The sequence below is a fragment of the Musicola keenii genome (assembly GCF_014855505.1).
Taxonomy (GTDB): Bacteria; Pseudomonadota; Gammaproteobacteria; order Enterobacterales; family Enterobacteriaceae; genus Musicola; species Musicola paradisiaca.
This window is the reverse complement of the sequence record NZ_JAAWVW010000002.1, coordinates 110,461-133,859: the sequence shown is the minus strand read 5'-3', so window position 1 is coordinate 133,859 and position 23,399 is coordinate 110,461. Positions and strand designations below refer to the sequence as shown.

Sequence of the window (23,399 nt, the reverse complement as noted above, 5' to 3'; positions counted from 1 at the left end):
AGATTAACGATGACGCATTCTGATTACAGCGCACGGCCATTAGCCAATGCGGTTCGCGCACTGAGTATGGACGCAGTACAGCAGGCCAATTCCGGCCACCCCGGCGCACCGATGGGGATGGCGGATATGGCCACCGTGCTGTGGCGTGAGTTTTTGCACCATAACCCCGCCAACCCCGCTTGGCCTAACCGCGACCGGTTTGTGCTCTCCAACGGGCATGCCTCGATGCTGCTTTACAGCCTGCTGCATCTGAGCGGTTATGCGCTGCCGCTGGAGGAACTGAAAAATTTCCGACAGATGCACAGCAAAACACCGGGACACCCGGAGGTGGACGTCACGCCCGGCGTAGAAACCACCACCGGGCCGTTGGGGCAGGGGATCGCCAACGCCGTCGGGATGGCGCTGGCCGAGCGTACTCTGGCGGCGCAGTTCAACCGACCGGGGCATACCCTGGTCGACCACTACACCTATGTGTTCCTGGGCGACGGCTGCATGATGGAGGGCATTTCCCACGAGGTGTGCTCGCTGGCAGGGACGCTGAAGCTAGGCAAGTTGATGGCGTTTTACGACGATAACGGCATCTCCATCGATGGCCATGTCGACGGCTGGTTTACCGACGACACTGCCGCCCGGTTTGAAGCTTACGGCTGGCATGTGGTGCGCGGCATTGACGGACACGACGAGGCGGCGATCCGTGCGGCGATCAACGCCGCGCGCGCAATCGGCGATAAGCCGTCGCTGCTGATGTGCAAAACCGTGATTGGCTTCGGTTCGCCCACCAAGGCCGGCAGCCACGAGTCCCACGGCGCGCCGCTGGGGCAGGCGGAGGTCGCGGCAGCCCGCGAAGCGCTGGGCTGGCCATACCCGCCGTTCGTGATCCCGCCGGAAATCCGTGCGCAGTGGGATGCGCGGGAGGTTGGTCAGGCAAGGGAAAATGCCTGGGCGGCGCGGTTTGCGGATTATGCGCGCGCGTTTCCCGAACTGGCGGCGGCGTTTACCCGCCGCATGCGTGGCGAGTTGCCGTCAACATTCGCGGATGACGCACAGGCGTTCATCGCCGGGTTGCAGGCCAACCCGGCGGAGATTGCCAGCCGCAAGGCCTCGCAGAACACCCTGAACGCCTTTGGCCCGCTGCTGCCGGAGCTGGTGGGCGGCTCCGCCGATCTGGCGCCGAGCAACCTGACGCTGTGGGCCGGCTCCCGGTCGTTGAATGACGATCCGGCCGGCAACTATGTGCACTACGGCGTGCGTGAGTTCGGCATGACCGCCATCGCCAACGGGATGGCGTTGCACGGCGGTTTTTTGCCGTATACCGCCACCTTCCTGATGTTCGTCGAATACGCCCGTAACGCGGTGCGCATGGCGGCGCTGATGAAGCAACGTCAGGTGCTGGTCTACACCCACGACTCTATCGGGCTCGGGGAGGATGGCCCGACCCACCAGCCGGTGGAACAGCTGGCGATGCTGCGGGTGACGCCGAATCTCAGCGTGTGGCGCCCGTGCGATCAGGTGGAAACCGCGGTGGCCTGGCAACAGGCGGTGCAGCGACATGATGGCCCGACGGCGCTGATCCTGTCGCGCCAGAATCTGGCGCAGCAGCCGCGCAACGACGCACAGCTGACGGCGATCACACGGGGCGGTTATGTATTGAAAGACTGTACGTTGCCACCAAGGCTGATGGTGATCGCCACCGGATCGGAAGTCGCGCTGGCGGTGGCCGCGTGGGAAGTGCTGTCGGCACGCGGGGTGGCGGTTCGCGTGGTGTCGATGCCGTCCTGCGACGTATTCGACCAGCAGGATGCCGCTTACCGCGAAGCGGTGCTGCCGTCAGCGGTAAGCGCACGTATCGCGGTCGAGGCGAGCATCGCCGACTACTGGTACAAGTATGTCGGGTTGCACGGCGCCGTGGTGGGGATGCGTGACTTCGGTGAGTCGGCCCCGGCCGGGCAACTGTTTGCGCGCTATGGCTTTACCCTCGACAACCTGCTGCATCAGGCGGAAGCGCTGTTGGCGCGCTAACGCTATTCCACTGAAATAGACCGGGCTCCCGTCAGTCGGCGGGGGTCGGCATTTATCTCGCCGATGCCCAAGTTCCACCCGAAAATTCCGCCCGTCTTTGATCTGCGACAACGTGCGGTTGTATGAAAAATCCATAAACTTTCACACTCACTATTTCCCCGACGACATCTGCCGCCGGAACGATGGGAAAGGTTCTCATGTTGTCTTCGTTACTGCGGGAAAACCCGCGCGCTGTGGTGATGCTGGGCAGTCTGGCCGTTATCAATCTCATGGTATGGGCATTGGCTGTGGTGATCTTTGGCGACGACGCTGCGCTGATGGCGACCTGCCTGCTGGCCTGGTGTTTTGGGCTGCGCCATGCGGTGGATGCGGATCATATCGCCGCCATCGACAGCGTGACCCGCAAAATGATGCAGGAAGGGAAGCGTCCGCTGGGCGTCGGCACCTGGTTCTCGCTTGGCCACTCCACCATCGTGGTGTTGGCGTCGCTGGCGCTGGCGGCAACGGCGACAGCGTTTCAGGACGATATGACCTGGTTCCACGACGTGGGCGGCGTGATCGGCACCTCGGTATCCGCCGGTTTTCTACTGCTGATGGCGTTGGTGAATTTGGTGATCCTGCGTAGCGTCTGGCGGAATTTTCAGCAATTCAAACAAGGTCAGCGCCTGACACCGGAAGTGATAGCGGCGGCACCGGCCTCCGGCATGCTGGGTTGGTTGTTTCGTTCCACATTCCGGCTGGTGAACAAAAGCTGGCACATGTACCTGGTGGGGTTCCTGTTCGGGCTGGGGTTTGATACCGCGACGGAAATCGGCGTGCTGGGCCTCTCGGCGGCGGGCGCCTCGCAGGGGATGTCGATCTGGTCGATCATGCTGTTTCCCGCGCTGTTCACCTGCGGCATGGCGCTGGTGGATACGCTGGATAACGTACTGATGGTGGGCGCCTACGGCTGGGCGTTCAGCAAGCCGCAGCGCAAGCTTTACTACAACATGACCATTACCGCGTCGTCGGTGGTGGTAGCGGTGTTTATCGGCGGGCTGGAGGCGCTCGGTCTGCTGGCGGACAAGCTCGACCTGCATGCCGGCGCGTGGCGTTTGGTGGATGATATGAACGACCAACTGGGCAACGCCGGTTTTTATGTGATAGCGCTGTTTATCGCCTGTTGGGTGATTTCTCTGTGTAACTACCGCTGGAAAAAGTACGACGCGCTGGATAATCAGGCCGCCTGACGCCGTCGGTTCGGCGCTGGCCGAATGGGTTGACTCACCGGGAGACGCGCCCGGTTCTCCCTCATCGGGTTTGGCGCGGGCCGAGCGGTTGGATTAACGGCTCGGCGGCGTGGCGCCCCCTTGTCCGGCTTCCCCCTATCCTGCACAACGCCCGTCATCCGGGCTTTTAAACGGCGAGCGGCATCGCAATCTGGATATGCATACAGCTTTTGTGTATGCGCTACTTTTTTTGTGTTATAAGCTATACGCCAACATTTTAGTGCTATTGGAAAGAGGAAAAACCGCGTGATAGGTCGTCTGAGAGGCATCGTATTGGAAAAGCAGCCGCCGCTGGTGCTGATTGAAGCCGCCGGGGTGGGCTATGAAGTGCATATGCCGATGACCTGCTTCTATGAACTGCCGGAGCTCGGTCAGGAAAGCGTTATTTTTACTCATTTCGTGGTGCGGGAAGATGCGCAACTGCTGTTCGGTTTCAACAATAAGCAGGAGCGTTCTCTGTTTCGCGAGCTGATCAAGGTCAATGGCGTCGGGCCGAAATTGGCGCTGGCGATCCTCTCTGGTATGTCGGCGCAGCAGTTCGTTTTCGCCGTGGAGCGTGAAGAGATCGGCGCGCTGGTAAAACTGCCGGGTGTCGGCAAGAAAACCGCCGAACGTCTGGTGGTGGAGATGAAAGATCGCTTCAAAGGGTTGAATGGCGATCTGTTTACCGCCGCCAGTGATATCTCGCTGCCGGCGACGGCCGGCAAGGCCGCGGACGCACCGGATCCGCAGGCGGAAGCCGAGGCTGCACTGGTGGCGCTGGGCTACAAACCGCAGGAGGCGGCGCGGATGGTCAGCAAGGTGGCGCATCCGGACGCCGATTGTGAAACCCTGATCAGGGAAGCGCTGCGCGCCGCGTTGTGAGGTAAAAATGATTGAAGCCGACCGTCTGATTTCGCCCAGCGTCATCGCCGAAGAGGAAGTACAGGATCGTGCCATTCGCCCCAAAACGCTGGCTGAGTACGTTGGGCAACCGAAAGTGTGCGAGCAGATGGAGATTTTTATTCAGGCGGCCCGTAAACGCGGCGACGCGCTTGACCATCTGCTGATTTTTGGCCCGCCGGGGTTGGGTAAAACCACGTTGGCGAATATCGTCGCCAACGAAATGGGGGTGAATTTGCGCACCACCTCTGGCCCGGTGCTGGAGAAAGCGGGCGATCTGGCGGCGCTGCTTACCAACCTTGAACCGCATGACGTGCTGTTCATTGACGAGATTCATCGTCTTTCGCCGGTGGTGGAGGAGGTGCTCTACCCGGCGATGGAGGATTACCAGCTTGATATCATGATCGGCGAAGGCCCGGCGGCGCGTTCCATCAAACTGGATTTGCCGCCGTTCACGCTGGTTGGGGCCACCACCCGCGCCGGCTCGCTGACCTCTCCGCTGCGCGATCGCTTCGGCATCGTGCAACGTCTTGAGTTCTATCAGGTGGCCGACCTGCAGCACATTGTGCAGCGCAGCGCACAGTGCCTGGGGCTGGAGATGACGGACGAAGGCGCGCTGGAAGTCGCCCGCCGTTCCCGCGGTACGCCGCGTATCGCCAACCGCCTGCTGCGGCGAGTGCGCGATTTCTCCGAAGTGAAATCCGACGGCGTCATCACGATGGAGGTGGCGATGCAGGCATTGGATATGCTGGCGGTGGATGCGGAAGGTTTCGACTATATGGATCGCAAATTGCTGCTGGCGGTGATCGACAAATTTATGGGCGGGCCGGTGGGGCTGGATAATCTGGCCGCAGCAATCGGCGAAGAACGTGAAACTATCGAGGATGTGCTGGAGCCCTACCTGATTCAGCAGGGCTTTTTGCAACGCACGCCGCGCGGACGCATCGCCACGCAGCACGCCTATCGTCATTTCGGCCTAAGCCGGGAAGAGTAGGTACCGTCGGTACCCGAAGGAAAAATAGCCGTCCGCCTTTCCTTGTTCCCGCCGGCCCATCGGCTGACGGGAAGCCCGATAACGTTAAAACACACCAATACGGATTTGCCCTTCACGCATTGAGGGTAGGGCGGTCTGCGTCAGGCCGGCTGTTTTTTCAGCAGGCTGAGTATGAACAGCAGCGATGCGCACAACACCACCGACGGGCCCGCCGGCGTATTGGCGTCGGCGGAAAAGGCCAGCCCGCCAGTGACCGCTAACATCCCGACGGCGATGGCGAGCAGCGCCATTTGTTCCGGCGTGCGCGCGAAGCGGCGGGCGGTGGCCGCAGGAATGATCAGCAATGAGGTGATGATCAACGCGCCGACGAATTTCATCGCCAGGCCGATAGTGAGCGCGGTGATCAGCATCAACAGCAGTTTGGTTCGCTGGATCGCGACGCCGTCGACGTGTGCCAGCTCCGGGCTGATGGTCATGGACAGCAGCGAACGCCATTGCCAACACAGAACCATCACCACCAGCAATACGCCGGGGCCAATCATCCACAGATCGTCCGTCGTGACGGACAACAGGTCGCCGAACAAATACGCCATCAAATCAATCCGGATATTGTTCATCAGACTGACCACCACCAGCCCAAGCGACAGCGCGCTGTGTGCCATGATCCCCAACAGAGTATCGATTGCCAGCCAGGGACGTCGCTCCAGCCAGACCAGCCCGCAGGCCAGCATCAGCGTGACGGCGATCACCGCATAAAACAGATTGATGTCCAGCAACAGCCCTAGAGCGACGCCCAGCAGCGAGGCATGCGCCAGCGTATCGCCAAAGTAGGACATGCGCCGCCAGACCACAAAGGAACCGAGCGGGCCCGCTGCGATGGACAAAAACATCCCCGCCAGCCAGCCGGGCAGCAGTAGTTCAATCATGCGTTGTTTCCGTCCTGTCGTTTCAGAATGATTTTGCCGTTCAAGTCATGCCGGTGGTTGTGGTGATGACGGTAGATGGCTAACTGTTCAGCACCCCGGTGCCCAAACATGGCGAGGAATTCCGGATGGAGTGAGACTACTTCCGGCGCGCCGGAGCAGCAAACATGCTGATTGAGGCACAGCACTTCGTCGGTTTTGGCCATGACCAAATGCAGATCATGGGAGACCATCAATACGCCGCACTGGTACTCCTGTCGCAGCTGGTTGATCAATTCGTACAGTGCCAGTTGGCCGTTGACGTCGACACCCTGGGTCGGTTCGTCCAGCACCAGCAATTGTGGCTGGTTGAGAATGGCGCGTGCGAGCAGAACGCGCTGAGTTTCGCCGCCGGAGAGTTTTTGCATCGGTTGTTCCAGCAGGTGCCCTGCCTGTACGCGCTTGAGGGCGGGCATGATGTCGTCGTGTTTGACGCCGGGGCGCAGCCGCATAAAGCGATTGACGGTCAGCGGCAGCGTGACGTCAAGATGCAGTTTCTGCGGGACATAACCGATGCGCAGGTGGGGCGCGCGTTCAAGACGGCCGCTGGTGGGGGGCAATAATCCCAACACCACGCGCACCAGCGTGGATTTTCCCGCGCCGTTGGGGCCCAGTAGCGTCAGAATGCGACCGGCCTGTAGCCGGAAGGTGATATCGGTGAGTATCGGACGGTTGCCGAACTGTACGCCGATATTGTCCAGTGAAACGAGTGTTGCCATAGATTTTGGGTTGCAGAGAATACGTGACGTTATAATATAACGGTTTTTCGTATAAAAATCGATGGATGAAGGGTTATGTTGCGCTCTACTCATGATAAATGGCTGAAAACCATACTCGTCGCTGGCGTGTTGCTGACCGGGGCATGCGCCTCGCCGGCGGCGTCCTCAGCGGTGTTGACGTCAATTCGCCCGCTGGGGTTTATTGCGGCGGCTATCACCGATGGCGTGACCACAACCGACGTGCTGTTGCCGGATGGCGCGTCGCCACACGATTATGCGCTGCGTCCGGCGGATGTTCAGCGGTTACAACGCGCCGATCTGGTGGTGTGGATTGGGCCGGAGATGGAAGCGTTTTTACAAAAAGCCCTGCAACCGCTGCCTGCCGGGCGTAATCTGGCATTGAGCTCGCTTCCTGCAGTGCGTGATAATTTGTTGCGCGAATCACATCACGACGATGATGAAGAAGAAAACACGACTTCCCATGACGTTGATCATGATATGCACGCCAAAGACGGGCATTCTCATGATGTCGGCCAGAATTCGCATGATAATGAAGCAGATGAACATCATCATGGCGAATTCAATATGCACATCTGGCTGTCGCCGGAGATGGCGCAGGCTGCCGCTGTGGCGATCCATGACCGATTGCTGGAACGCATGCCGCAGAATAAAGACAAACTGGACGTAAATCTGCGTAATTTCACTGAGAAACTTGCGCAGGTAGATAAAAATGTTGTTAATATGCTGACGCCTGTGCAAGGCAAGGGCTATTTTGTGTTTCATGATGCATACAGCTATTTCGAGCAGCATTATGGACTACGTCCGTCGGGATATTTCACTATCAACCCGATCATTCAGCCCGGTGCACAGCGCTTACACCAAATTCGAACACAGTTGGTTGAGCATAAAGCGGTTTGTATTTTTGCTGAACCACAATTCAGGCCAGCGGTCATCAATGCTGTCGCCAAGGGAACTGACGTGCGCATCGGCGTGCTGGACCCATTGGGAAGTGACATCACCCTGGATAAGGACGGTTACGTAAACTTTTTACGCCATTTGTCCAAACAGTATCTGAGCTGCCTGAATGAAAGGAGATGAGGATAGGAACAAGTGCAGCAGATAGTCCGAACTATCACTCTGGCGTATAACAGTCTGCCCCGACCCCATCGCGTGATGCTGGGGTCGTTGACCTTTATCACACTGGCTGCCGCCGTCTGGCGGCCAGTGACGTATCCGCCGGTTAATGATGCGCCCGCCGTGGTGAAAGACATCGACGGCGACATCAATCATTACCAGGTGCTCAATCCTCCCGCCAGCGAACCGCTGGATACTACGCCGGTTCCGCCGCTGGGTGAGGGGCGCAGTGCCTCCACGCCTAACATTCCCGATGCCACGGCGTCAGGCGCCGCTGCCAGCGTCAGCACGTCGGTCGCCGCGACGTCTACGGCGCCGATGGCCGATAGCGAACCGCTGGATCAGCCCTCCACTACGCAAGGGATCCCGGATGGGAAGTCGGAAGAAGAAGACGATGGCAGTCATGAATATGTCGTGACTTCCGGCGATACGCTGAGCAGTATCCTGACCCAGTACGGTATTGATATGTCGGATATTTCCGCGCTGGCGGATCGGCATACTTCGTTACGGAACCTCAAGATCGGCCAGCAATTGTCCTGGACGCTTGATGATGACGGCGCGTTGCAGACTCTCAGCTGGCAGGTTTCCCGCCGTGAAAGCCGCACTTATACCCGTAAAGGCAATATTTTCACTGAAGAAGTGGAAAATATTGAGGGTGACTGGCAGGACAAGGTCTTTACCGGTCGGATGAACGGCAGCTTTGTTAGTAGCGCGCAGTCCGCCGGCTTGACCGCCAATGAGGCCCGGGAAGTGATTCGTGCCTTGCAGTGGCAACTGGATTTGCACAAGGTACGCAAAGACGACGAGTTTTCTGTCCTGACGTCCCGCGAAATTCTGGATGGCCATACCGAACAAACCGAATTGCAGGCGGTGCGTCTGCGTACCGGCGGCAAGAATTACTATGCATTCCGTGCCGACGACGGCAAATTCTACGATCGTGAAGGCGCCGGGTTATCGCGGGGTTTCCTGCGTTTTCCGACGATGAAGCAGTTCAAGATCTCCTCCAACTTTAACCCGCGCCGCCTGAATCCGGTGACGGGGCGAATCGCACCGCATCGCGGCGTCGATTTCTCCATGCCGGTGGGGACGCCGGTGTTGGCTGCCGGTGATGGCGAAGTGGTGGTAGCCGAGCGTGATAGCGAAGCCGGCAATTACATTGCAATTCGCCACGGCCGCCAATACACCACCCGTTACATGCATATGACGCGGCTGCTGGTGAAACCGGGGCAGCGGGTGAAGCGTGGTGATCGTATCGGCCTTTCCGGCAATACCGGTCGTTCGACCGGCCCGCATCTGCATTATGAAATCTGGATCAATCAGCAGGCCGTGAACCCGCTGACGGCCAAGTTGCCGCGCTCCGAAGGGCTGGTGGGTAAAGACCGCCGTGAGTATCTGGCGCGCGTCAAAGATTACCTGCCGCAGTTGAAGTTTGATGATTAACGGTATTGCCTCTGATAACAGCCGGTAGCCAGTGCTGCCGGCTGTTTTTTTTGCCGATGGGAAAATACGCTCCAGAAGTTCAGCCGTGTAAATTGCAAAACCCCTCTCAGCCATTATGATTGGCGGAGGCAGTAATAAAGAGTCGTCGCATGGAACAGGAAAAGAAAGAAAGAAAAAGCAACGCCGAATTTATCCCCAGCTTCAAGCCGGCTTTTTTACACCCGCGCTACTGGGGTGTCTGGCTGGGAGCCGGTGTTATGGCCGCAGTGGCCTGCGTTCCGCCGCGGTGGCGCGACCCGGTGTTGGGCGCGTTAGGCCGGCTGGTCGGGCGCTTATCCGGTGGGGCGCGTCGGCGGGCGCGCATTAATTTGTTGCTGTGTATGCCGGATCTGTCGGAGGCGCAGCGTGAGCGGATTATCGATGACATGTTCGCTACTGCGACACAGTCGATGGTGTTGATGGTGGAGCTGGCTATTCTGCCCGGCAGGCTCACGGGTGAGCGGGTGCGTTGGCATGGCATGGAGATGATCGAACAGTTGCGTGAGCAGCAGCGTAATATCATTTTTCTGGTGCCGCATGGGTGGGCGATAGACATTCCGGCGATGCTGATGAGCCAGCGCGGGCATCAAATCGCCGCCATGATGCACAACCAGAAAAATGCGCTGGTCGACTATCTGTGGAATAAGCTGCGTCTGCGGTTCGGCGGGCGTTTGCATACGCGCAACGATGGTATCAAACCCTTTGTCGGGTCAGTCAGGGATGGATTTTTGGGCTACTATCTGCCCGATGAAGATCACGGTGCAGAGCACAGCGAGTTTGTTGATTTTTTCGCTACCTACAAAGCGACCTTACCGGCGATTGGCCGACTGATGAAGGTGTGTCGGGCGGAGATTGTGCCACTGTTTCCGGTGTATGACAGCAAGACGTCGCGGCTGGATGTCTTTGTGCGCCCGGCAATGCGGGATCTGGCTGGCGCCGAGGATAGCTACATTGCCCGGCGCATGAATGAAGAGGTTGAAGCATTGGTCGGCCCGAATCCGGAACAGTACACCTGGATCCTCAAACTGCTGAAAACACGCCAACCGGGTGAAACCGAGCCTTATCTGCGCAACGATCTCTACCCGCGCTAAGCGATACAATCCGGGTGTCCTGCACATCTCCCTCGCCGGGACACCCGTCAGCCGTTTTGCTAAACCCCCGGTACGCGGCGATTGGCCTCCCTCCGTGTAGCACCGTGTTATCCCCCGATTTAGCGCAGATACTGCGACGCGAGCAGCGAGGTGGGGTTGGCGGCGTTTACGCCATGACGCTGCGCTGTGATGTGCGAATGGTTAATGTTTATTTTGCAGCGCAACCAGGGGGACACGATGTGCGACGAGCATTTGTGGATAACTTTTCGGTTTTCAACCCACTTAAGCAGAATTAATACTTATTTATGAAATTTAAAATAAACTGTAATAGTTAAATTTAATGACCCAAACAAGGGAATGGAACTTATAAAAAATCCGATAAACAGGGTTTTTATTCCCGGTATTTATTCTAGGAATATTCCCTGTTCTTTTTATTTTTCATTTTGATTTAATAGCCACGAAGCCAAGCGATACCGGCTTCAATCGTTAGCCAGGACAAATAAAGCAACGTATTTAGGCAGCTTATTTGGTGGGGCTAATAAAAAAGATTCTCTTTTAAAGGATATTCACAATGAATATGAAACCACTGTTTTTAGGCGTTTTACTGGCAACAGCGTATGTCTCTGCCAATGCTGCAACCACCACGGTGGAAAAAAGCGCAAATGACGCCGTAGCAGCCACCAGTGCAAAACCGGCATCTGCTGAATCTGCATTGGGCAAAGCGGTGGATAAAGCCAATACGAATGCGGCGGCTAAGTCGGAAACGGATGCCGCCGCCGTCAAAAAACCGGTTGGCGCCGATGGGAAGATGAAGGCGGAGAAAACTGTCGGCACGATGGAAACCACAGCAGCGAAGAAAGAGCAAAGCGAACATAAAAAACCAATGAAAAGACATCAGGCGGAAAAAGAGAGTCAGTCGGCGGTTAAAGACAGCACAGCTGAAAAATCCAGCCCGGTCAAAAATGAAGGTGCCACCATGCCGAAGAGCAACGTACAGTAATATTCCTGGCCAAACGCTAACCGAGAAAATTATTTTAACGAAATAATGTTATTTACATAAATAACCATGTGCTGGCGGAAAGGATGCCGCCGCTATTATTTTGCATGGTTCGAACAGTTATGAGCTAAATAATGCTAATTGAAAGAGTGGCGAATTTCCATTGTTGACCACGTCAGGTCATTGTCGTTACCAAACAATATTATCGCGATAAACGACGGTGTCATAGAGCAGCATGGAATAGTTTTGGTTACAGCCTTGAGGGTAAGTCATCGAGACAACACACCGGCAATATGAAATATGGCGGATATAAAAAAGCGGGGCATATATCACCCCGCTTTTTTTGTCGGCGTCCCGCAATGGAACCGCCGGCGTATCAGCCTTATTCGACGCGCAGAATACGGACGGTATTGGTAGTACCTACCGTGCCCATCACGTCGCCCTGGGTGACGATCACCAGATCGCCGGACATCAGGAAGCCTTTGTCGCGCAGTAACAACACGGCATCATTGGCGGCGGCGACGCCGTCCGTGTAGCTGGAGAACTGCACCGGCGTTACGCCGCGGTACAGTGCCGTCAGGTTCAGCGTATGCTCGTGGCGGGACATCGCGAAGATCGGCAGGCCGGAACTGATGCGGGACATCATCAGCGCGGTGCGGCCGGACTCGGTCATCGCAATGATGGCTGTTACCCCTTTCAGGTGGTTGGCCGCGTACATGGCGGACATGGCGACGGATTCTTCGACATTGTCGAACTGGATATCAAGGCGGTGTTTGGAGACGTTGATGCTGGGGATTTTTTCCGCGCCCACACAGACTTTGGCCATCGCCGCTACGGTTTCCGCCGGGTATTGCCCCGCTGCGGTTTCCGCCGACAGCATGACGGCGTCGGTGCCATCCAATACCGCATTGGCCACGTCCATGACTTCGGCGCGGGTCGGCATCGGATTAGTGATCATCGATTCCATCATCTGGGTAGCGGTGATAACCGCACGGTTTAGTTTACGGGCACGACGGATCAGTTTTTTCTGAATACCGACCAGTTCCGGGTCGCCGATTTCCACGCCCAGATCGCCGCGTGCCACCATGACGACGTCAGAGGCCAGGATGATGTCGTCCATGGCATCATCGGTGCTTACCGCTTCGGCGCGCTCCACTTTGGAGACAATCTTGGCCTGGCAGCCGGCTTCGCGAGCCAGCCGACGGGCATAATGCAAGTCTTCGCCGGTACGGGGGAACGAGACCGCCAGGTAATCGACGCCGATTTTGGCGGCGATGATGATGTCGGCCTTGTCTTTTTCCGTCAACGCTTCCGCCGACAAGCCGCCGCCCAGTTTGTTGATGCCTTTGTTGTTAGACAACGGGCCGCCTACCGTCACCTCGGTGTAGACTTTCATGCCGTCTACGCTCAGAACTTTCAGCTGCACACGGCCATCATCCAGCAGCAGGATATCGCCGGGAACCACGTCGTCCGGCAAACCTTTGTAGTCGATGCCGACTTTTTCTTTATCGCCTTCACCTTTGCCGAGATTGGCGTCCAGCAGGAATTTATCGCCCACATTGAGGAAAATCTTCCCTTCTTTGAACGTGGATACGCGGATTTTCGGCCCCTGCAGATCGCCCAGGATGGCGACATGGCGACCCAGCTTCGCGGCGACTTCGCGCACCCGGTCAGCGCGCAGTTGATGGTCTTCCTGAGTGCCGTGGGAGAAGTTCAGGCGGACTACGTTAGCGCCTGCGGCGATAATCTTTTCCAGATTATTGTCGCGGTCGGTAGCCGGCCCCAGTGTGGTAACGATTTTGGTTCTTCTGAGCCGTCTGGACATGTGTAACTCCGTTGACTGGTGAAGCGTGTTTGTAATGCGGTAACGGCAGGAGGAGGGGGAAGCCGATGCTTGCCTGTACGCGCCCCCGGCCGGATGCCGTGCCTGGTTTTAAGGTAACGGGCTGGCGCTCCATTCCGGGGAGCGGCGCCGCAGTCACCCGATATTACGACAAATTAGTTAAAAGGACTGCTGAATCGTTCTTCCTTATCAAAACGCGATTCTTTTAATGCTTCTTTGACACGCTTCAAGTTATCCCGGAATTTCGCGCCGCGCCGCAGCGTAAATCCGGTGGCCAGCACATCGATCAGCGTCAGCTGCGCAATGCGCGACACCATCGGCATATACATGTCGGTGTCTTCCGGCACTTCGACCTGCAACGTGAGCGATGCTTCCCGCGCCAGCGGCGAACCGCCGGAGGTGATGGCGATGACGGTGGCGTCGTTCTCCCGCGCCAGCCGCGCCATTTCAACCATGTTCTTAGTACGACCGGTGTGGGAAATCAGCACCACCACGTCGCCTTCGCTGGAGTTCATGCAACCCATGCGCTGCATCACCAGATCGTCAAAGTACACTACGGGAATATTGAAGCGAAAGAACTTGTTCATGGCGTCATGGGCGACAGCCGCCGAGGCGCCGAAACCGAAGAAAGAAATTTTCCGCGCCTGGGTTAATAAATCTACCGCCCGGTTGACCGCCTGAATGTCGATGTTGGATTTGGCGTATTCAAGACCCGCCATCGCCGACTCGAAGATTTTGCTGGTATAGGACTCCACCGAATCGCTCTCTTCCACATTACGGTTTACGTAAGGCGTGCCGTTGGCCAGACTCTGCGCCAGATGGAGTTTGAAATCGGGGAAACCTTTGGTGTCGAGACGACGGCAGAAACGGTTGACGGTGGGCTCACTCACTTCAGCCAGGTCGGCGAGGGCGGCGATACTGGCATGGATGGCTGTCTGCGGCGAGGCGAGAATGACTTCCGCCACTTTTCTTTCCGATTTACTCAACAGCTCTAGATGACTCTGGATTTTTTCCAGCATATTCATATAACAGTGACCATCTATGGTATTTTCATTGGCTGCCCTAGGGTAAACCAATGCGGAATGGGTGAAATATACTACGGGCGTCCGGCTGTTGCAGAGGGCTGAGTAACACGCCGCCTGCTTTTTTTGTCAGAATATGACTTGTGTCTAACTTTCAAAATAGTAATTCACTGTCAAAAAAGACAGAAAATTTCTTTTTTGGGCAGATGCCAGATAGGTTTCGCTGCTGTGCCCAATGGCATCTTAAGCCTTGTCGTACCAGCAAATAAGCAGAATGTGGTTTTTTTTCAGGTTTACTGGGTAAAGTCAAAAAGAGTACATTAGTTCTGTAATAAAATTACAGTGCCCTGCAATGAGGAGATTGAAAATGGCGGTAACGTCAACGGCTCAGGCGTGTGACCTGGTGATTTTCGGTGCGAAGGGCGACCTGGCGCGCCGTAAGTTGTTGCCTTCACTGTATCAACTGGAAAAGGCAGGCCATATTCATCCGGAAACCCGCATCATCGGGGTGGGACGTGCGGACTGGAGTAAAGCCGATTACGTTAAAGTGGTGCAGGATGCGCTGGACACCTTCCTCAAGGAGCCGGTGGATACAGCATTGTGGAGCACCCTGAGCGAGCGGCTTGACTTCTGTAATCTGGATGTGGAGGACACCGCCGGTTTTACTCGCCTCGGCGCCATGCTTGACCAACAAAACCGTGTCACCATCAACTATTTCGCCATGCCGCCGAGCACATTCGGTGCCATTTGCCGCGGGTTGGGTGAAGCCGGGCTGAACAAAGAGCCGACCCGGGTCGTGATGGAAAAACCACTGGGCACCGATCTGAACTCTTCCCGCGCCATCAACAATCAGGTGGCCAAATATTTCGACGAATGTCAGGTCTACCGTATCGACCACTATCTGGGCAAAGAAACGGTGCTCAACCTACTGGCGCTGCGGTTTGCCAACTCGCTGTTCGCCAACAACTGGGATAATCGCACCATTGATCATGTGCAGATCACCGTGGCGGAAGAAGTCGGCATCGAGGGGCGCTGGGGGTATTTCGATAAGGCCGGACAGATGCGCGATATGATCCAGAACCATTTATTGCAGATTCTGACCATGATCGCCATGTCGCCGCCGGCGGATCTCTCGACCGACCGTATCCGCGATGAAAAGGTAAAAGTGCTGCGCTCGTTGCGCCGTATCGATCGTTCCAACGTGCACGACGTCACGGTACGCGGCCAGTACACCAGCGGCTTCGTGCAGGGTAAGAAAGTGCCGGGTTATCTGGAAGAAGAGGGCGCCAACAAGACCAGCAATACCGAAACGTTTGTGGCGATCCGCGTCGATATCGACGACTGGCGCTGGTCGGGCGTGCCGTTTTATTTGCGTACCGGCAAACGTCTGCCGAGCAAGTGCTCGGAAGTGGTGGTGTATTTCAAAAACCCGGCGCTCAACCTGTTCAGCGATTCTTATCAGCAACTGCCGCAGAACAAACTGATTATCCGCCTGCAACCGGATGAAGGGGTGGAGATTCAGATTCTGAACAAGATCCCGGGGCTGGATCACAAGCACCGGCTGCAAACCACCAAACTGGATTTGAGTTTTTCGGAAACCTTCAATCAACAGCATCTGGCCGATGCCTATGAGCGCTTGCTGCTGGAAACCATGCGCGGGATTCAGGCGTTGTTCGTCCGGCGCGATGAAGTGGAAGAAGCCTGGAAATGGGTGGATTCCATTATGGATGCCTGGTCGATGGATAACGACTCGCCGAAGCCGTATCAGGCGGGAACTTGGGGGCCGGTGGCGTCGGTGGCGATGATCACCCGCGACGGCCGCTCCTGGAACGAAGTGGAATAAGCGGTTTTGCCCCGTCGCTGTGGCGGGGAAAACCGTTAGCAATAAACAGGCGAATCGCCTGGGCTGACGGTGCGGTCGGACGTTCGCGGGTCTCCGCGGATCCCTGTGGCAGGGGCGCGCCAGATAATTAATTGATGCCCATTGGGCATGACTGGAGAAGATTCTCAATGAAAAACTGGAAAACCAGTGCGGAAAGCATTCTGACAGCCGGTCCTGTTGTTCCTGTCATCGTGATCAACAAACTGGAGCACGCGGTACCGATGGCGAAAGCGCTGGTCGCGGGCGGAGTGCGCGTGCTGGAGCTGACGTTGCGTACCGATTGCGCTGTCGAGGCTATTCGCCTGATCGCCAAAGAAGTGCCGGACGCTATCGTGGGCGCGGGGACGGTGCTGAATCCGCAGCAACTGGCCGAAGTGACCGACGCCGGCGCGCAATTCGCCATCAGCCCAGGCCTGACCGAGCCGCTGCTGAAAGCCGCCGTCGCGGGTACCATCCCGTTGATTCCGGGGATCAGCACGGTGTCCGAACTGATGCTGGGCCTGGATTACGGCCTGAATGAATTTAAATTCTTCCCGGCGGAAGCCAACGGCGGCGTCAAGGCATTGCAGGCGATCGCCGGCCCGTTCGGCAAAGTGCGCTTCTGCCCAACCGGCGGCATTACGCCGAAAAATTACCGCGACTATCTGGCGCTGAAAAGCGTGCTGTGCGTCGGCGGTTCCTGGCTGGTGCCGACGGACGCATTGGAAAGCGGCGAATATGCCCGCATTACCGATCTGGCGCGCGAAGCCGTGGCCGGCGCGACCGCGTAAGCGACAACAGCCTGGCTGACACCACGATATTCATTCTATCGTTTCAGGGTGTCGTATTATCACCGCAGGTATTCCCTGCGGTTTTTTATTTCAGCGTATTCCAGGGGGCGATTTTCTCTGGCGGCGTTGTTCAACACGCCAGCCGGTTATTCGGTAATACGAATTGTTTAGGGGATAGATCTTTAATCTTTAGATAAAATAATTATAGGTTTTATCTGGAAAGCAATATAGAAATGAAATATAAATGTTCTGCCATTTTAATTTACTATGAGATGGTTTTGTTTTTTATTCTTATCGTTTTTTCGGAATGAATAAATTCATTATTTCCTGTTTTTTCCAATAATCATGTTATTAAGGATGAATACGATGAATGGAAAGATAAATGACTGGGTACGTCATTGTTTACGTGCGACTGTTCTAATTTCGGCTACCACCGTCGCACTGTCTGTGCATGCTGCAACAGTGAGTATCGATGCAAATATTAATTATCAGACAATTCAAGGGTTTGGTGGGATGAATGGCGTCGGGTGGATTAACGACCTGACGACAGAACAAATTAATACTGCATTCGGGAATGATACCGGGCAGATCGGGCTCTCTATTATGCGCATACGAATAGATCCGGATTCCAATAAATGGAATAAACAGGTATCGAGCGCACGTCAGGTGTCTACGCTTGGCGCAAAAATAATGGCGACGCCTTGGACACCACCGGCATATATGAAAAGCAACAATAGCCTGATAAATGGCGGGCGTTTACTGACAGAGCATTACTCAGGCTATACCTCGCATCTTTTAGATTTTTCAAATTATATGCAAAATCAAGGTGCGCCTATTTATGCCATTTCCATACAAAACGAACCTGATTGGAAACCTGATTATGAATCGTGTGAATGGAGCGGTGATGATTTTAAAAATTATCTCAAATCACAAGGCGCTAAATTTGGCGCCCTCAAGGTTATTGTTGGCGAGTCATTAAATTTTAACCATAATTTAACCGACCCGACATTAAATGACAGCGATGCGTCACAATACGTTGCAATAGTCGGCGGGCATTTATATGGCACAACACCTAAATCTTACCCGTTAGCGCAAAATGCCGGTAAACAACTTTGGATGACGGAGCATTATGTTGATTCAAAGCAATCTGCCAATAACTGGTCATCGGCGCTTGATGTCGCCACTGAACTGAATGCCAGCATGGTCGCTAATTATAATGCGTATGTATGGTGGTATATCCGCCGCTCCTATGGGTTATTGACCGAGGATGGCAACGTCAGTAAACGTGGTTATGTGATGGCGCAATATGCCAAATTTGTTCGCCCTGGGTTCCAGCGTATTCAAGCCACGGAAAACCCCCAGACAAATGTTCACCTTACCGCCTATAAGAACGCAGAAGGGAAGATGGTCATTGTGGCAGTCAACACGAACGACTCAGATCAACTGTTAACACTGAACATTAGCCACGCTGATGTCGGTAAATTTGCAAAATACAGCACATCAGAGGCGTTGAATGTGGGATATGGCGGGTCATATCAGGTTGATAACAGTGGGAAAACAAACGTATGGCTCAATCCGCTGAGCGTGACAACCTTTGTGAGTCAATGACGATACAATGAGTGTCTGTTCTTGCGCCGCAATCTGCTTGCGGCGTTTTTAATTTTAGGGGGTTGCATCTTCACGGTTATCCGGGCAGGCAGGCGCTTCCTTTCCGGGGCGGGGGCGTAGAGGCGCGTCGCGCGCGCCTGGGTTGGCGGCGTATTCGTAATCCCGGCGGTAGTCCGAGCCTTCGCCCAGATGCTGGCTGAGAAAGTCGATGAACACCCGCACTTTAGCCGGCAGGTGGCGCCGTTCCGGGTAAACCGCGTAGATACTGTGTTCCGGCAGGCGGTACTGCGGCAGTACCTCCACCAGCCGGCCTTCGCTCAACGCCGGCCCGACGATGAATTTGGGCATCTGGCAGATACCAACGCCCGCCAGCAGCGCATCGAACAACGCTTCGCTGTTATTAGCGCGATAATTGCCATGAGGTTGAAAGCGCACCGGGCCGTCCGGGCCCTCGAAACTCCATTCAACCCCACCTTTGAAATAGAGATAAAACAAACAATTATGGTGCTTCAGCGCATCGATATGCTGAGGGACGTCGGTACGTTGCAGGTAATCCGGCGCGGCGCACAGCACACTGAAACACGGGGAGAGCCGACGGGCTATCAGGCTGGAGTCTGGTAACTGGCCGATACGTACCGCTAAATCGAACCCTTCGCCCACCAAATCCACCACCCGATCATCCATCAAGAGATCGACACTGACCTCGGGATAACGGTGCAGAAATATCGGCAATAGGGGAGAAATATGACGCAGCCCGAACGCCATCGGCGCACTGACGCGCAATGTTCCCTGCGGGCGCTGTTGCAACTGTGTGACCGCGTCTTCCGCCTGCTGCGCCAGTTGCAGTGCCCGTTGCGCGTAATCGTAGTAATCGCTGCCCGCCTCCGTCAGGCTGATCTGCCGGGTGGTGCGATGCAGCAGGCGAACGCCCAGCCGCTCTTCCAACTGGCTCAGGCGTTTGCTGACCGCTGACTTTGACAGATTCAGCCGTTTGCCCGCCGCAGAGAAACTGCCGCTTTCCACCACGGCGACGAACACGGGCAGAGAAGAAAAATCGTTCATAGGATTGTTGCCTATAGATAAACAATTAGTTTCGTATGGGATGGATTATAGAGGATGTCGTCACCCGCTAAAATGCCTGCCGAAATCCATAACGAGGATAATGTATGCGTATGAATATCGGGTCAGGTGGGTTGGCGATCGGTGCCGGCGCATTGCTTTCCGCCATGATTGGCCTTAATAGTCAACTGGCGGTCTACAGCTCACCGGCAGCGGCGTCCTGGGTTGCTCATGGCATCGGTACGATTGCTGCGGGTGTACTGTTGCGGGGATTGTGTTTTTTTGGGCAACAATCGGCTGTGTCATCGGGCCAGCCGGCACCTTGGTGGGCGTGGCTAGGCGGCATTCCCGGCGCGATGACGGTTCTACTGGCGGCCATCACCGTCAATAGCCCGCTGGCACTGTCCGGATCGCTGGCGCTGATGTTGCTGGGGCAGATGCTGTTCGGTATGGCGACGGACGTGTGCGGCGGGTTTGGCATGGACAAACGCCGGCTGACGCCGCGCGATGGCGGTGCATTGCTGTGCGTGCTGGCGGGGACGCTGCTGCTGATCATGGCGGGGCGGTGACATGGCTATCATGATGATACTGGCGGTGCTGAACGGGGGATGCATCGCCTTGAGCCGGTTGTTGAATGGACGACTGGGTATGGCCCGAAGCGCGTTTTTTGCGTCGTTTTGGAATCATCTGCTGGGGTTTTTATTCCTGACGCTGACGTTGTGCTTGTCCGGCGATCTGCGCAGCGCGGTGCCGAGCGGCGCTCCTGCCTTCGCCTGGTTAGGGGGCGTCATCGGCGCATTGTTTGTCGCCGTCAACAGCTACGTGTTGCCGCGGTTGGGCGCGATGAAGGCCACGCTGCTGGTGATTGGCGGCCAAATGCTGACCGGCGTGTTGGCCGACGCATTCAGTCATGCGACGACGGCACCGTGGGTGCAGATAGGGGGTGTCGTGCTGATTTTGGCGGGGCTGTTTCTCTCCAAGACGCCGGCGACAACATCGGGTGAACATCGGCGGGAGCAACGACAGGTGTGGTGGTGGAAGCGCTAGGCGGCGTTTTTAATCACGGATGGAGTGGGTATCGCGCCACGGTTTCATGCGGTGACACGGGCCGATAGCCATCGTTATCGGCCCGCTGCGGTATTAGCCGCTGACGTTGACGGCGGCAGCGACGGACTTGGCCAGCGCGACGGCCGCGTCGGTGCTGTCGGCGACGGCGAGCGCCACGCCCATCCGGCGTTTGCCGGCGATGTCCGGTTTACCGAACAAACGGATTTGCGTATGCGGTTGCAGCGCCTGTTCAAGCCCCTGATAACGCACGTCGCTGCTGGTCAGTTCAGGGAGGATCACCGCAGAGGCCGACGGGCCGTACTGACGAATAGCGCCGATCGGCAGCCCAAGGAATGCGCGTACATGCAGCGCGAACTCGGACAGCTCCTGGGAAATTAACGTCACCATGCCGGTATCGTGCGGACGCGGCGACACTTCGCTGAAAATCACCTCATCGCCGCACACAAACAACTCCACGCCGAACAGGCCGTAACCGCCGAGCGCGCTGACCACCTTGCCGGCGATCGCTTTGGCTCGCTCCAGCGCCAGCGGGCTCATCTGCTGCGGTTGCCAGGATTCACGGTAGTCGCCATCTTCCTGTCGGTGGCCGATCGGGTCGCAAAAATGCAGGCCGTCGGCGGCATGGATAGTGAGCAGGGTGATTTCGAAATCGAATTTGACCAAACCTTCAACAATGACCTTACCGCCGCCGGCACGGCCACCTTCCTGCGCGTAGCGCCAGGCATTTTCAAGCTGGTCGGCGGAGCGAATCAGGCTTTGCCCCTTGCCGGAAGAGCTCATCACCGGCTTGACGATGCACGGATATCCGAGCTCGTCGGCGGCCTGACGAAATGCCCGCTCATCGGCGGCGAAACGGTAGGTGGAGGTCGGCAAACCAAGGGTTTCGGCCGCCAGCCGACGGATGCCTTCCCGGTTCATGGTCAGACGGGTGGCTTCGGCGCAGGGCACCACTTTTTGCCCCTGCTGCTCCAGCGCCAGCAGGGTTTCCGTGGCGATAGCTTCGATTTCAGGCACGATGTAGTCAGGGCGCTCCAGCGCCACCAGCTGCGTCAGCGCGTCGCCGTCCAGCATATTGATGACGTGGCTACGGTGGGCGACCTGCATAGCAGGCGCATCGGCGTAGCGATCGACCGCGATAACCTCAATCCCCAGACGTTGACACTCAATCGCTACTTCTTTTCCCAGCTCGCCCGAACCCAGCAACATAACGCGGGTAGCGCCGGGGCGCAGGGCTGTTCCCATTGTTAACATAAGCCTGATACCTAATGGTGTTGTGAAAAAATCAAAACGGGTAATCCGAACCGCCCGAAGTATAAGCGAAAACGTTTGCGTGCGCATCCGCTCAGGAATCTGGCGCGAGCCTGGCGGTACCGGCAAGTAGGGCGCGGTACTTATGGTGTCCCTGGGTTGCGGAACCGAAACATGGCCAGGCCCCATGCCATGTGTGACAACAGCCCGGCTGGCAACGCTTCGGTCAGGATGGTGATAAAAGCCGCCATGGCCAGCGCCAGCAACGAGACCAACGGGACGCCGCGCTCATTGTCCTGCCTCCTGGGCGGGTTGCCCCCTGTCATTCGCAGAACGTGCCACCACCACCTTGCCGGCGATGCCGCCGTTTTCCACCAGCCTATGCGCCGCGCACAGCCGGGCAGCGTCGAGCGGATACAGTACACGGTTGACGGTCGAGCGCAGTACGCCTGCATCCACGAGTTCGGCCACTTCGTCGAGAATACGGTGCTGCGCGATCATGTCCGGCGTGCCGAACAGCGGGCGAGTGAACACCATCTCCCAATGCAGCGACACACTCTTGGCCTTGAAGGGCGCCGCATCCAATGTGTCGTGATCGGTAATGATGGCCAACCGCCCCTGTGGTGCGATCAGATTCGCCAGTTCGTGCAGGTGTTCGGCGGTATGCGACAACGCCGCGATATGAGAGATTGGCGGCACTGGCAACGCGCTGATCTGTGCCGGCAGCGGCAGCCGGTGGTCAATGACGTGGTGGGCACCCAGTGCGAGGCACCAGTCGCGGCTTGACGCGCGCGAGGCGGTAGCAACCACCGTCAGGCCGGTCAGGCGCCGGGCGATCTGGATCAGCATGGAGCCGACCCCGCCGGCGCCGCCCAGCACCAACAGGCTGCCGGCATCGGCCGGCTTGCCGGGCGAAACGCCCAGTCGCTCGAACAACAATTGCCAGGCGGTTAGTGAGGTTAGCGGCAGGGCCGCCGCCTCGGCAAAGCTCAGGGTTCGGGGCATGTGGCCGACGATGCGCTCGTCCACCAGCTGAAACTGCGCGTTGCTGCCGTTGCGGTCGAAAGAGCCCGCGTAATAGACCTTCTGACCTGGCCGGAACAGCGTGACCGCTTCGCCGACGCCTTCGACAACCCCAGCGGCATCCCAGCCTAAGCAACGGACGGTATCGGGCGCGGCAACCATGCCTGCCCGGATCTTGGTATCCACCGGATTGACCGAGACGGCGTGAACCGCCACAAGCAGGTCGTGCAGCCCTGGCTTCGGCCGCTCGGTAACAAGGTCGGTCAGGCAGCTCGGATCGGCCAGCGTGGAACCGCGGCGAAACGTAACGGCGGTCATGGAGGCGGACATC

21 protein-coding genes are annotated in these 23,399 nt (G+C 57.0%); 13 read left to right on the top strand and 8 right to left on the bottom strand.

The genetic code is table 11. The annotated features are described in order from the left end of the window. The first annotated feature begins 9 nt into the window (after positions 1 to 9). From tkt to ruvB, 4 genes are all read left to right on the top strand, one after another. Positions 10 to 2,019, top strand: a complete 2,010-nt coding sequence (gene tkt, locus HEP82_RS02885; RefSeq protein WP_192456699.1) for a transketolase — start codon at positions 10 to 12, stop codon at positions 2,017 to 2,019. Positions 2,020 to 2,216: 197 nt separating this feature from the next. Then, a complete protein-coding gene (locus HEP82_RS02880; protein WP_192456698.1) occupies positions 2,217 to 3,248 on the top strand; it encodes a HoxN/HupN/NixA family nickel/cobalt transporter in 1,032 nt (343 codons plus the stop codon). Positions 3,249 to 3,533: 285 nt separating this feature from the next. Beyond that, complete coding sequence (ruvA, locus tag HEP82_RS02875; protein WP_192456697.1) at positions 3,534 to 4,151, top strand: Holliday junction branch migration protein RuvA; 618 nt, start codon at positions 3,534 to 3,536, stop codon at positions 4,149 to 4,151. Between the two features lie 7 nt (positions 4,152 to 4,158). Continuing rightward, a complete protein-coding gene (gene ruvB, locus HEP82_RS02870) occupies positions 4,159 to 5,163 on the top strand; it encodes a Holliday junction branch migration DNA helicase RuvB (protein WP_015853841.1) in 1,005 nt (334 codons plus the stop codon). 140 nt (positions 5,164 to 5,303) lie between these two features. On the opposite strand, the gene znuB is transcribed toward ruvB, so the two are convergent. Further along, on the bottom strand, positions 5,304 to 6,089 hold the full coding sequence (gene znuB, locus HEP82_RS02865; RefSeq protein WP_192456696.1) for a zinc ABC transporter permease subunit ZnuB: 786 nt from the start codon (positions 6,087 to 6,089) through the stop codon (positions 5,304 to 5,306). Beyond that, the gene (gene znuC / locus HEP82_RS02860; protein ID WP_192456695.1) at positions 6,086 to 6,844 is read right to left on the bottom strand and encodes a zinc ABC transporter ATP-binding protein ZnuC; all 759 of its coding nucleotides are present in this window, start codon (positions 6,842 to 6,844) and stop codon (positions 6,086 to 6,088) included. The genes znuB and znuC overlap by 4 nt, the downstream gene beginning before the upstream one ends. A 75-nt stretch (positions 6,845 to 6,919) precedes the next feature. Between znuC and znuA the strand changes: the two genes are divergently transcribed. From znuA to HEP82_RS19920, 4 genes are all read left to right on the top strand, one after another. Beyond that, positions 6,920 to 7,942 carry a zinc ABC transporter substrate-binding protein ZnuA gene (gene znuA, locus HEP82_RS02855; RefSeq protein ID WP_192456694.1) on the top strand — a complete coding sequence of 341 codons (1,023 nt, stop codon included), beginning with the start codon at positions 6,920 to 6,922 and terminating at the stop codon, positions 7,940 to 7,942. A gap of 12 nt (positions 7,943 to 7,954) precedes the next feature. Beyond that, on the top strand, positions 7,955 to 9,418 hold the full coding sequence (gene mepM, locus HEP82_RS02850) for a murein DD-endopeptidase MepM (protein WP_192456693.1): 1,464 nt from the start codon (positions 7,955 to 7,957) through the stop codon (positions 9,416 to 9,418). Between the two features lie 149 nt (positions 9,419 to 9,567). Further along, a complete protein-coding gene (lpxM, locus tag HEP82_RS02845; RefSeq protein ID WP_192456692.1) occupies positions 9,568 to 10,548 on the top strand; it encodes a lauroyl-Kdo(2)-lipid IV(A) myristoyltransferase in 981 nt (326 codons plus the stop codon). Between the two features lie 571 nt (positions 10,549 to 11,119). Next, entirely contained in the window at positions 11,120 to 11,548 is a 429-nt protein-coding gene (locus HEP82_RS19920; RefSeq protein WP_225622286.1) for a hypothetical protein, read from the top strand. Between the two features lie 379 nt (positions 11,549 to 11,927). Here the strand turns inward: HEP82_RS19920 and pyk are convergent, their stop codons facing one another. Then, complete coding sequence (gene pyk / locus HEP82_RS02835; RefSeq protein ID WP_192456691.1) at positions 11,928 to 13,370, bottom strand: pyruvate kinase; 1,443 nt, start codon at positions 13,368 to 13,370, stop codon at positions 11,928 to 11,930. Positions 13,371 to 13,543: 173 nt separating this feature from the next. Further along, positions 13,544 to 14,413: a MurR/RpiR family transcriptional regulator gene (locus tag HEP82_RS02830; RefSeq protein ID WP_192456690.1), complete on the bottom strand. Its 870-nt coding sequence runs from the start codon at positions 14,411 to 14,413 to the stop codon at positions 13,544 to 13,546. A 364-nt stretch (positions 14,414 to 14,777) separates the two neighbouring features. Between HEP82_RS02830 and zwf the strand changes: the two genes are divergently transcribed. The 3 genes from zwf to HEP82_RS02815 all read left to right on the top strand — a co-directional run bounded on the left by zwf (position 14,778) and on the right by HEP82_RS02815 (position 18,670). Then, positions 14,778 to 16,253, top strand: a complete 1,476-nt coding sequence (zwf, locus tag HEP82_RS02825) for a glucose-6-phosphate dehydrogenase (RefSeq protein ID WP_192456689.1) — start codon at positions 14,778 to 14,780, stop codon at positions 16,251 to 16,253. 167 nt (positions 16,254 to 16,420) lie between these two features. Further along, positions 16,421 to 17,062, top strand: coding sequence for a bifunctional 4-hydroxy-2-oxoglutarate aldolase/2-dehydro-3-deoxy-phosphogluconate aldolase (locus HEP82_RS02820; RefSeq protein ID WP_192456688.1), 642 nt, complete (start codon positions 16,421 to 16,423; stop codon positions 17,060 to 17,062). 366 nt (positions 17,063 to 17,428) lie between these two features. Continuing rightward, the gene (locus tag HEP82_RS02815) at positions 17,429 to 18,670 is read left to right on the top strand and encodes a glycoside hydrolase family 30 protein (RefSeq protein ID WP_192456687.1); all 1,242 of its coding nucleotides are present in this window, start codon (positions 17,429 to 17,431) and stop codon (positions 18,668 to 18,670) included. A gap of 54 nt (positions 18,671 to 18,724) precedes the next feature. Here HEP82_RS02815 and HEP82_RS02810 read toward each other — a convergent pair whose 3' ends face one another. Further along, on the bottom strand, positions 18,725 to 19,732 hold the full coding sequence (locus tag HEP82_RS02810) for a LysR family transcriptional regulator (RefSeq protein WP_192456686.1): 1,008 nt from the start codon (positions 19,730 to 19,732) through the stop codon (positions 18,725 to 18,727). Positions 19,733 to 19,836: 104 nt separating this feature from the next. On the opposite strand from HEP82_RS02810, the gene HEP82_RS02805 reads away from it, so the two are divergent. Beyond that, the gene (locus tag HEP82_RS02805; RefSeq protein ID WP_192456685.1) at positions 19,837 to 20,298 is read left to right on the top strand and encodes a DMT family transporter; all 462 of its coding nucleotides are present in this window, start codon (positions 19,837 to 19,839) and stop codon (positions 20,296 to 20,298) included. Position 20,299: 1 nt separating this feature from the next. After that, on the top strand, positions 20,300 to 20,776 hold the full coding sequence (locus HEP82_RS02800) for a DMT family transporter (protein ID WP_015853827.1): 477 nt from the start codon (positions 20,300 to 20,302) through the stop codon (positions 20,774 to 20,776). A gap of 93 nt (positions 20,777 to 20,869) precedes the next feature. On the opposite strand, the gene purT is transcribed toward HEP82_RS02800, so the two are convergent. The 3 genes from purT to HEP82_RS02785 all read right to left on the bottom strand — a co-directional run bounded on the left by purT (position 20,870) and on the right by HEP82_RS02785 (position 23,386). After that, the gene (gene purT / locus HEP82_RS02795) at positions 20,870 to 22,048 is read right to left on the bottom strand and encodes a formate-dependent phosphoribosylglycinamide formyltransferase (protein WP_192456684.1); all 1,179 of its coding nucleotides are present in this window, start codon (positions 22,046 to 22,048) and stop codon (positions 20,870 to 20,872) included. A gap of 140 nt (positions 22,049 to 22,188) precedes the next feature. After that, positions 22,189 to 22,371 carry a hypothetical protein gene (locus HEP82_RS02790; RefSeq protein ID WP_269150406.1) on the bottom strand — a complete coding sequence of 61 codons (183 nt, stop codon included), beginning with the start codon at positions 22,369 to 22,371 and terminating at the stop codon, positions 22,189 to 22,191. Then, the gene (locus HEP82_RS02785) at positions 22,334 to 23,386 is read right to left on the bottom strand and encodes a zinc-binding alcohol dehydrogenase family protein (protein WP_192456854.1); all 1,053 of its coding nucleotides are present in this window, start codon (positions 23,384 to 23,386) and stop codon (positions 22,334 to 22,336) included. Before HEP82_RS02785 ends, HEP82_RS02790 begins: the two co-directional genes overlap by 38 nt. Positions 23,387 to 23,399: the final 13 nt, after the last annotated feature.

What these genes read in the sequence shown, in the direction of transcription:
- tkt (WP_192456699.1), top strand. Translation starts at nt 10, where the DNA reads ATGACGCATTCTGATTACAGCGCACGGCCATTAGCCAATGCGGTTCGC.
- HEP82_RS02880 (WP_192456698.1), top strand. Translation starts at nt 2,217, where the DNA reads ATGTTGTCTTCGTTACTGCGGGAAAACCCGCGCGCTGTGGTGATGCTG.
- ruvB (WP_015853841.1), top strand. Translation starts at nt 4,159, where the DNA reads ATGATTGAAGCCGACCGTCTGATTTCGCCCAGCGTCATCGCCGAAGAG.
- znuB (WP_192456696.1), bottom strand. Translation starts at nt 6,089, where the DNA reads ATGATTGAACTACTGCTGCCCGGCTGGCTGGCGGGGATGTTTTTGTCC.
- znuC (WP_192456695.1), bottom strand. Translation starts at nt 6,844, where the DNA reads ATGGCAACACTCGTTTCACTGGACAATATCGGCGTACAGTTCGGCAAC.
- znuA (WP_192456694.1), top strand. Translation starts at nt 6,920, where the DNA reads ATGTTGCGCTCTACTCATGATAAATGGCTGAAAACCATACTCGTCGCT.
- lpxM (WP_192456692.1), top strand. Translation starts at nt 9,568, where the DNA reads ATGGAACAGGAAAAGAAAGAAAGAAAAAGCAACGCCGAATTTATCCCC.
- HEP82_RS19920 (WP_225622286.1), top strand. Translation starts at nt 11,120, where the DNA reads ATGAATATGAAACCACTGTTTTTAGGCGTTTTACTGGCAACAGCGTAT.
- pyk (WP_192456691.1), bottom strand. Translation starts at nt 13,370, where the DNA reads ATGTCCAGACGGCTCAGAAGAACCAAAATCGTTACCACACTGGGGCCG.
- HEP82_RS02830 (WP_192456690.1), bottom strand. Translation starts at nt 14,413, where the DNA reads ATGAATATGCTGGAAAAAATCCAGAGTCATCTAGAGCTGTTGAGTAAA.
- zwf (WP_192456689.1), top strand. Translation starts at nt 14,778, where the DNA reads ATGGCGGTAACGTCAACGGCTCAGGCGTGTGACCTGGTGATTTTCGGT.
- HEP82_RS02820 (WP_192456688.1), top strand. Translation starts at nt 16,421, where the DNA reads ATGAAAAACTGGAAAACCAGTGCGGAAAGCATTCTGACAGCCGGTCCT.
- HEP82_RS02815 (WP_192456687.1), top strand. Translation starts at nt 17,429, where the DNA reads ATGAATGGAAAGATAAATGACTGGGTACGTCATTGTTTACGTGCGACT.
- HEP82_RS02810 (WP_192456686.1), bottom strand. Translation starts at nt 19,732, where the DNA reads ATGAACGATTTTTCTTCTCTGCCCGTGTTCGTCGCCGTGGTGGAAAGC.
- HEP82_RS02805 (WP_192456685.1), top strand. Translation starts at nt 19,837, where the DNA reads ATGCGTATGAATATCGGGTCAGGTGGGTTGGCGATCGGTGCCGGCGCA.
- HEP82_RS02800 (WP_015853827.1), top strand. Translation starts at nt 20,300, where the DNA reads ATGGCTATCATGATGATACTGGCGGTGCTGAACGGGGGATGCATCGCC.
- purT (WP_192456684.1), bottom strand. Translation starts at nt 22,048, where the DNA reads ATGTTAACAATGGGAACAGCCCTGCGCCCCGGCGCTACCCGCGTTATG.
- HEP82_RS02790 (WP_269150406.1), bottom strand. Translation starts at nt 22,371, where the DNA reads ATGACAGGGGGCAACCCGCCCAGGAGGCAGGACAATGAGCGCGGCGTC.
- HEP82_RS02785 (WP_192456854.1), bottom strand. Translation starts at nt 23,386, where the DNA reads ATGACCGCCGTTACGTTTCGCCGCGGTTCCACGCTGGCCGATCCGAGC.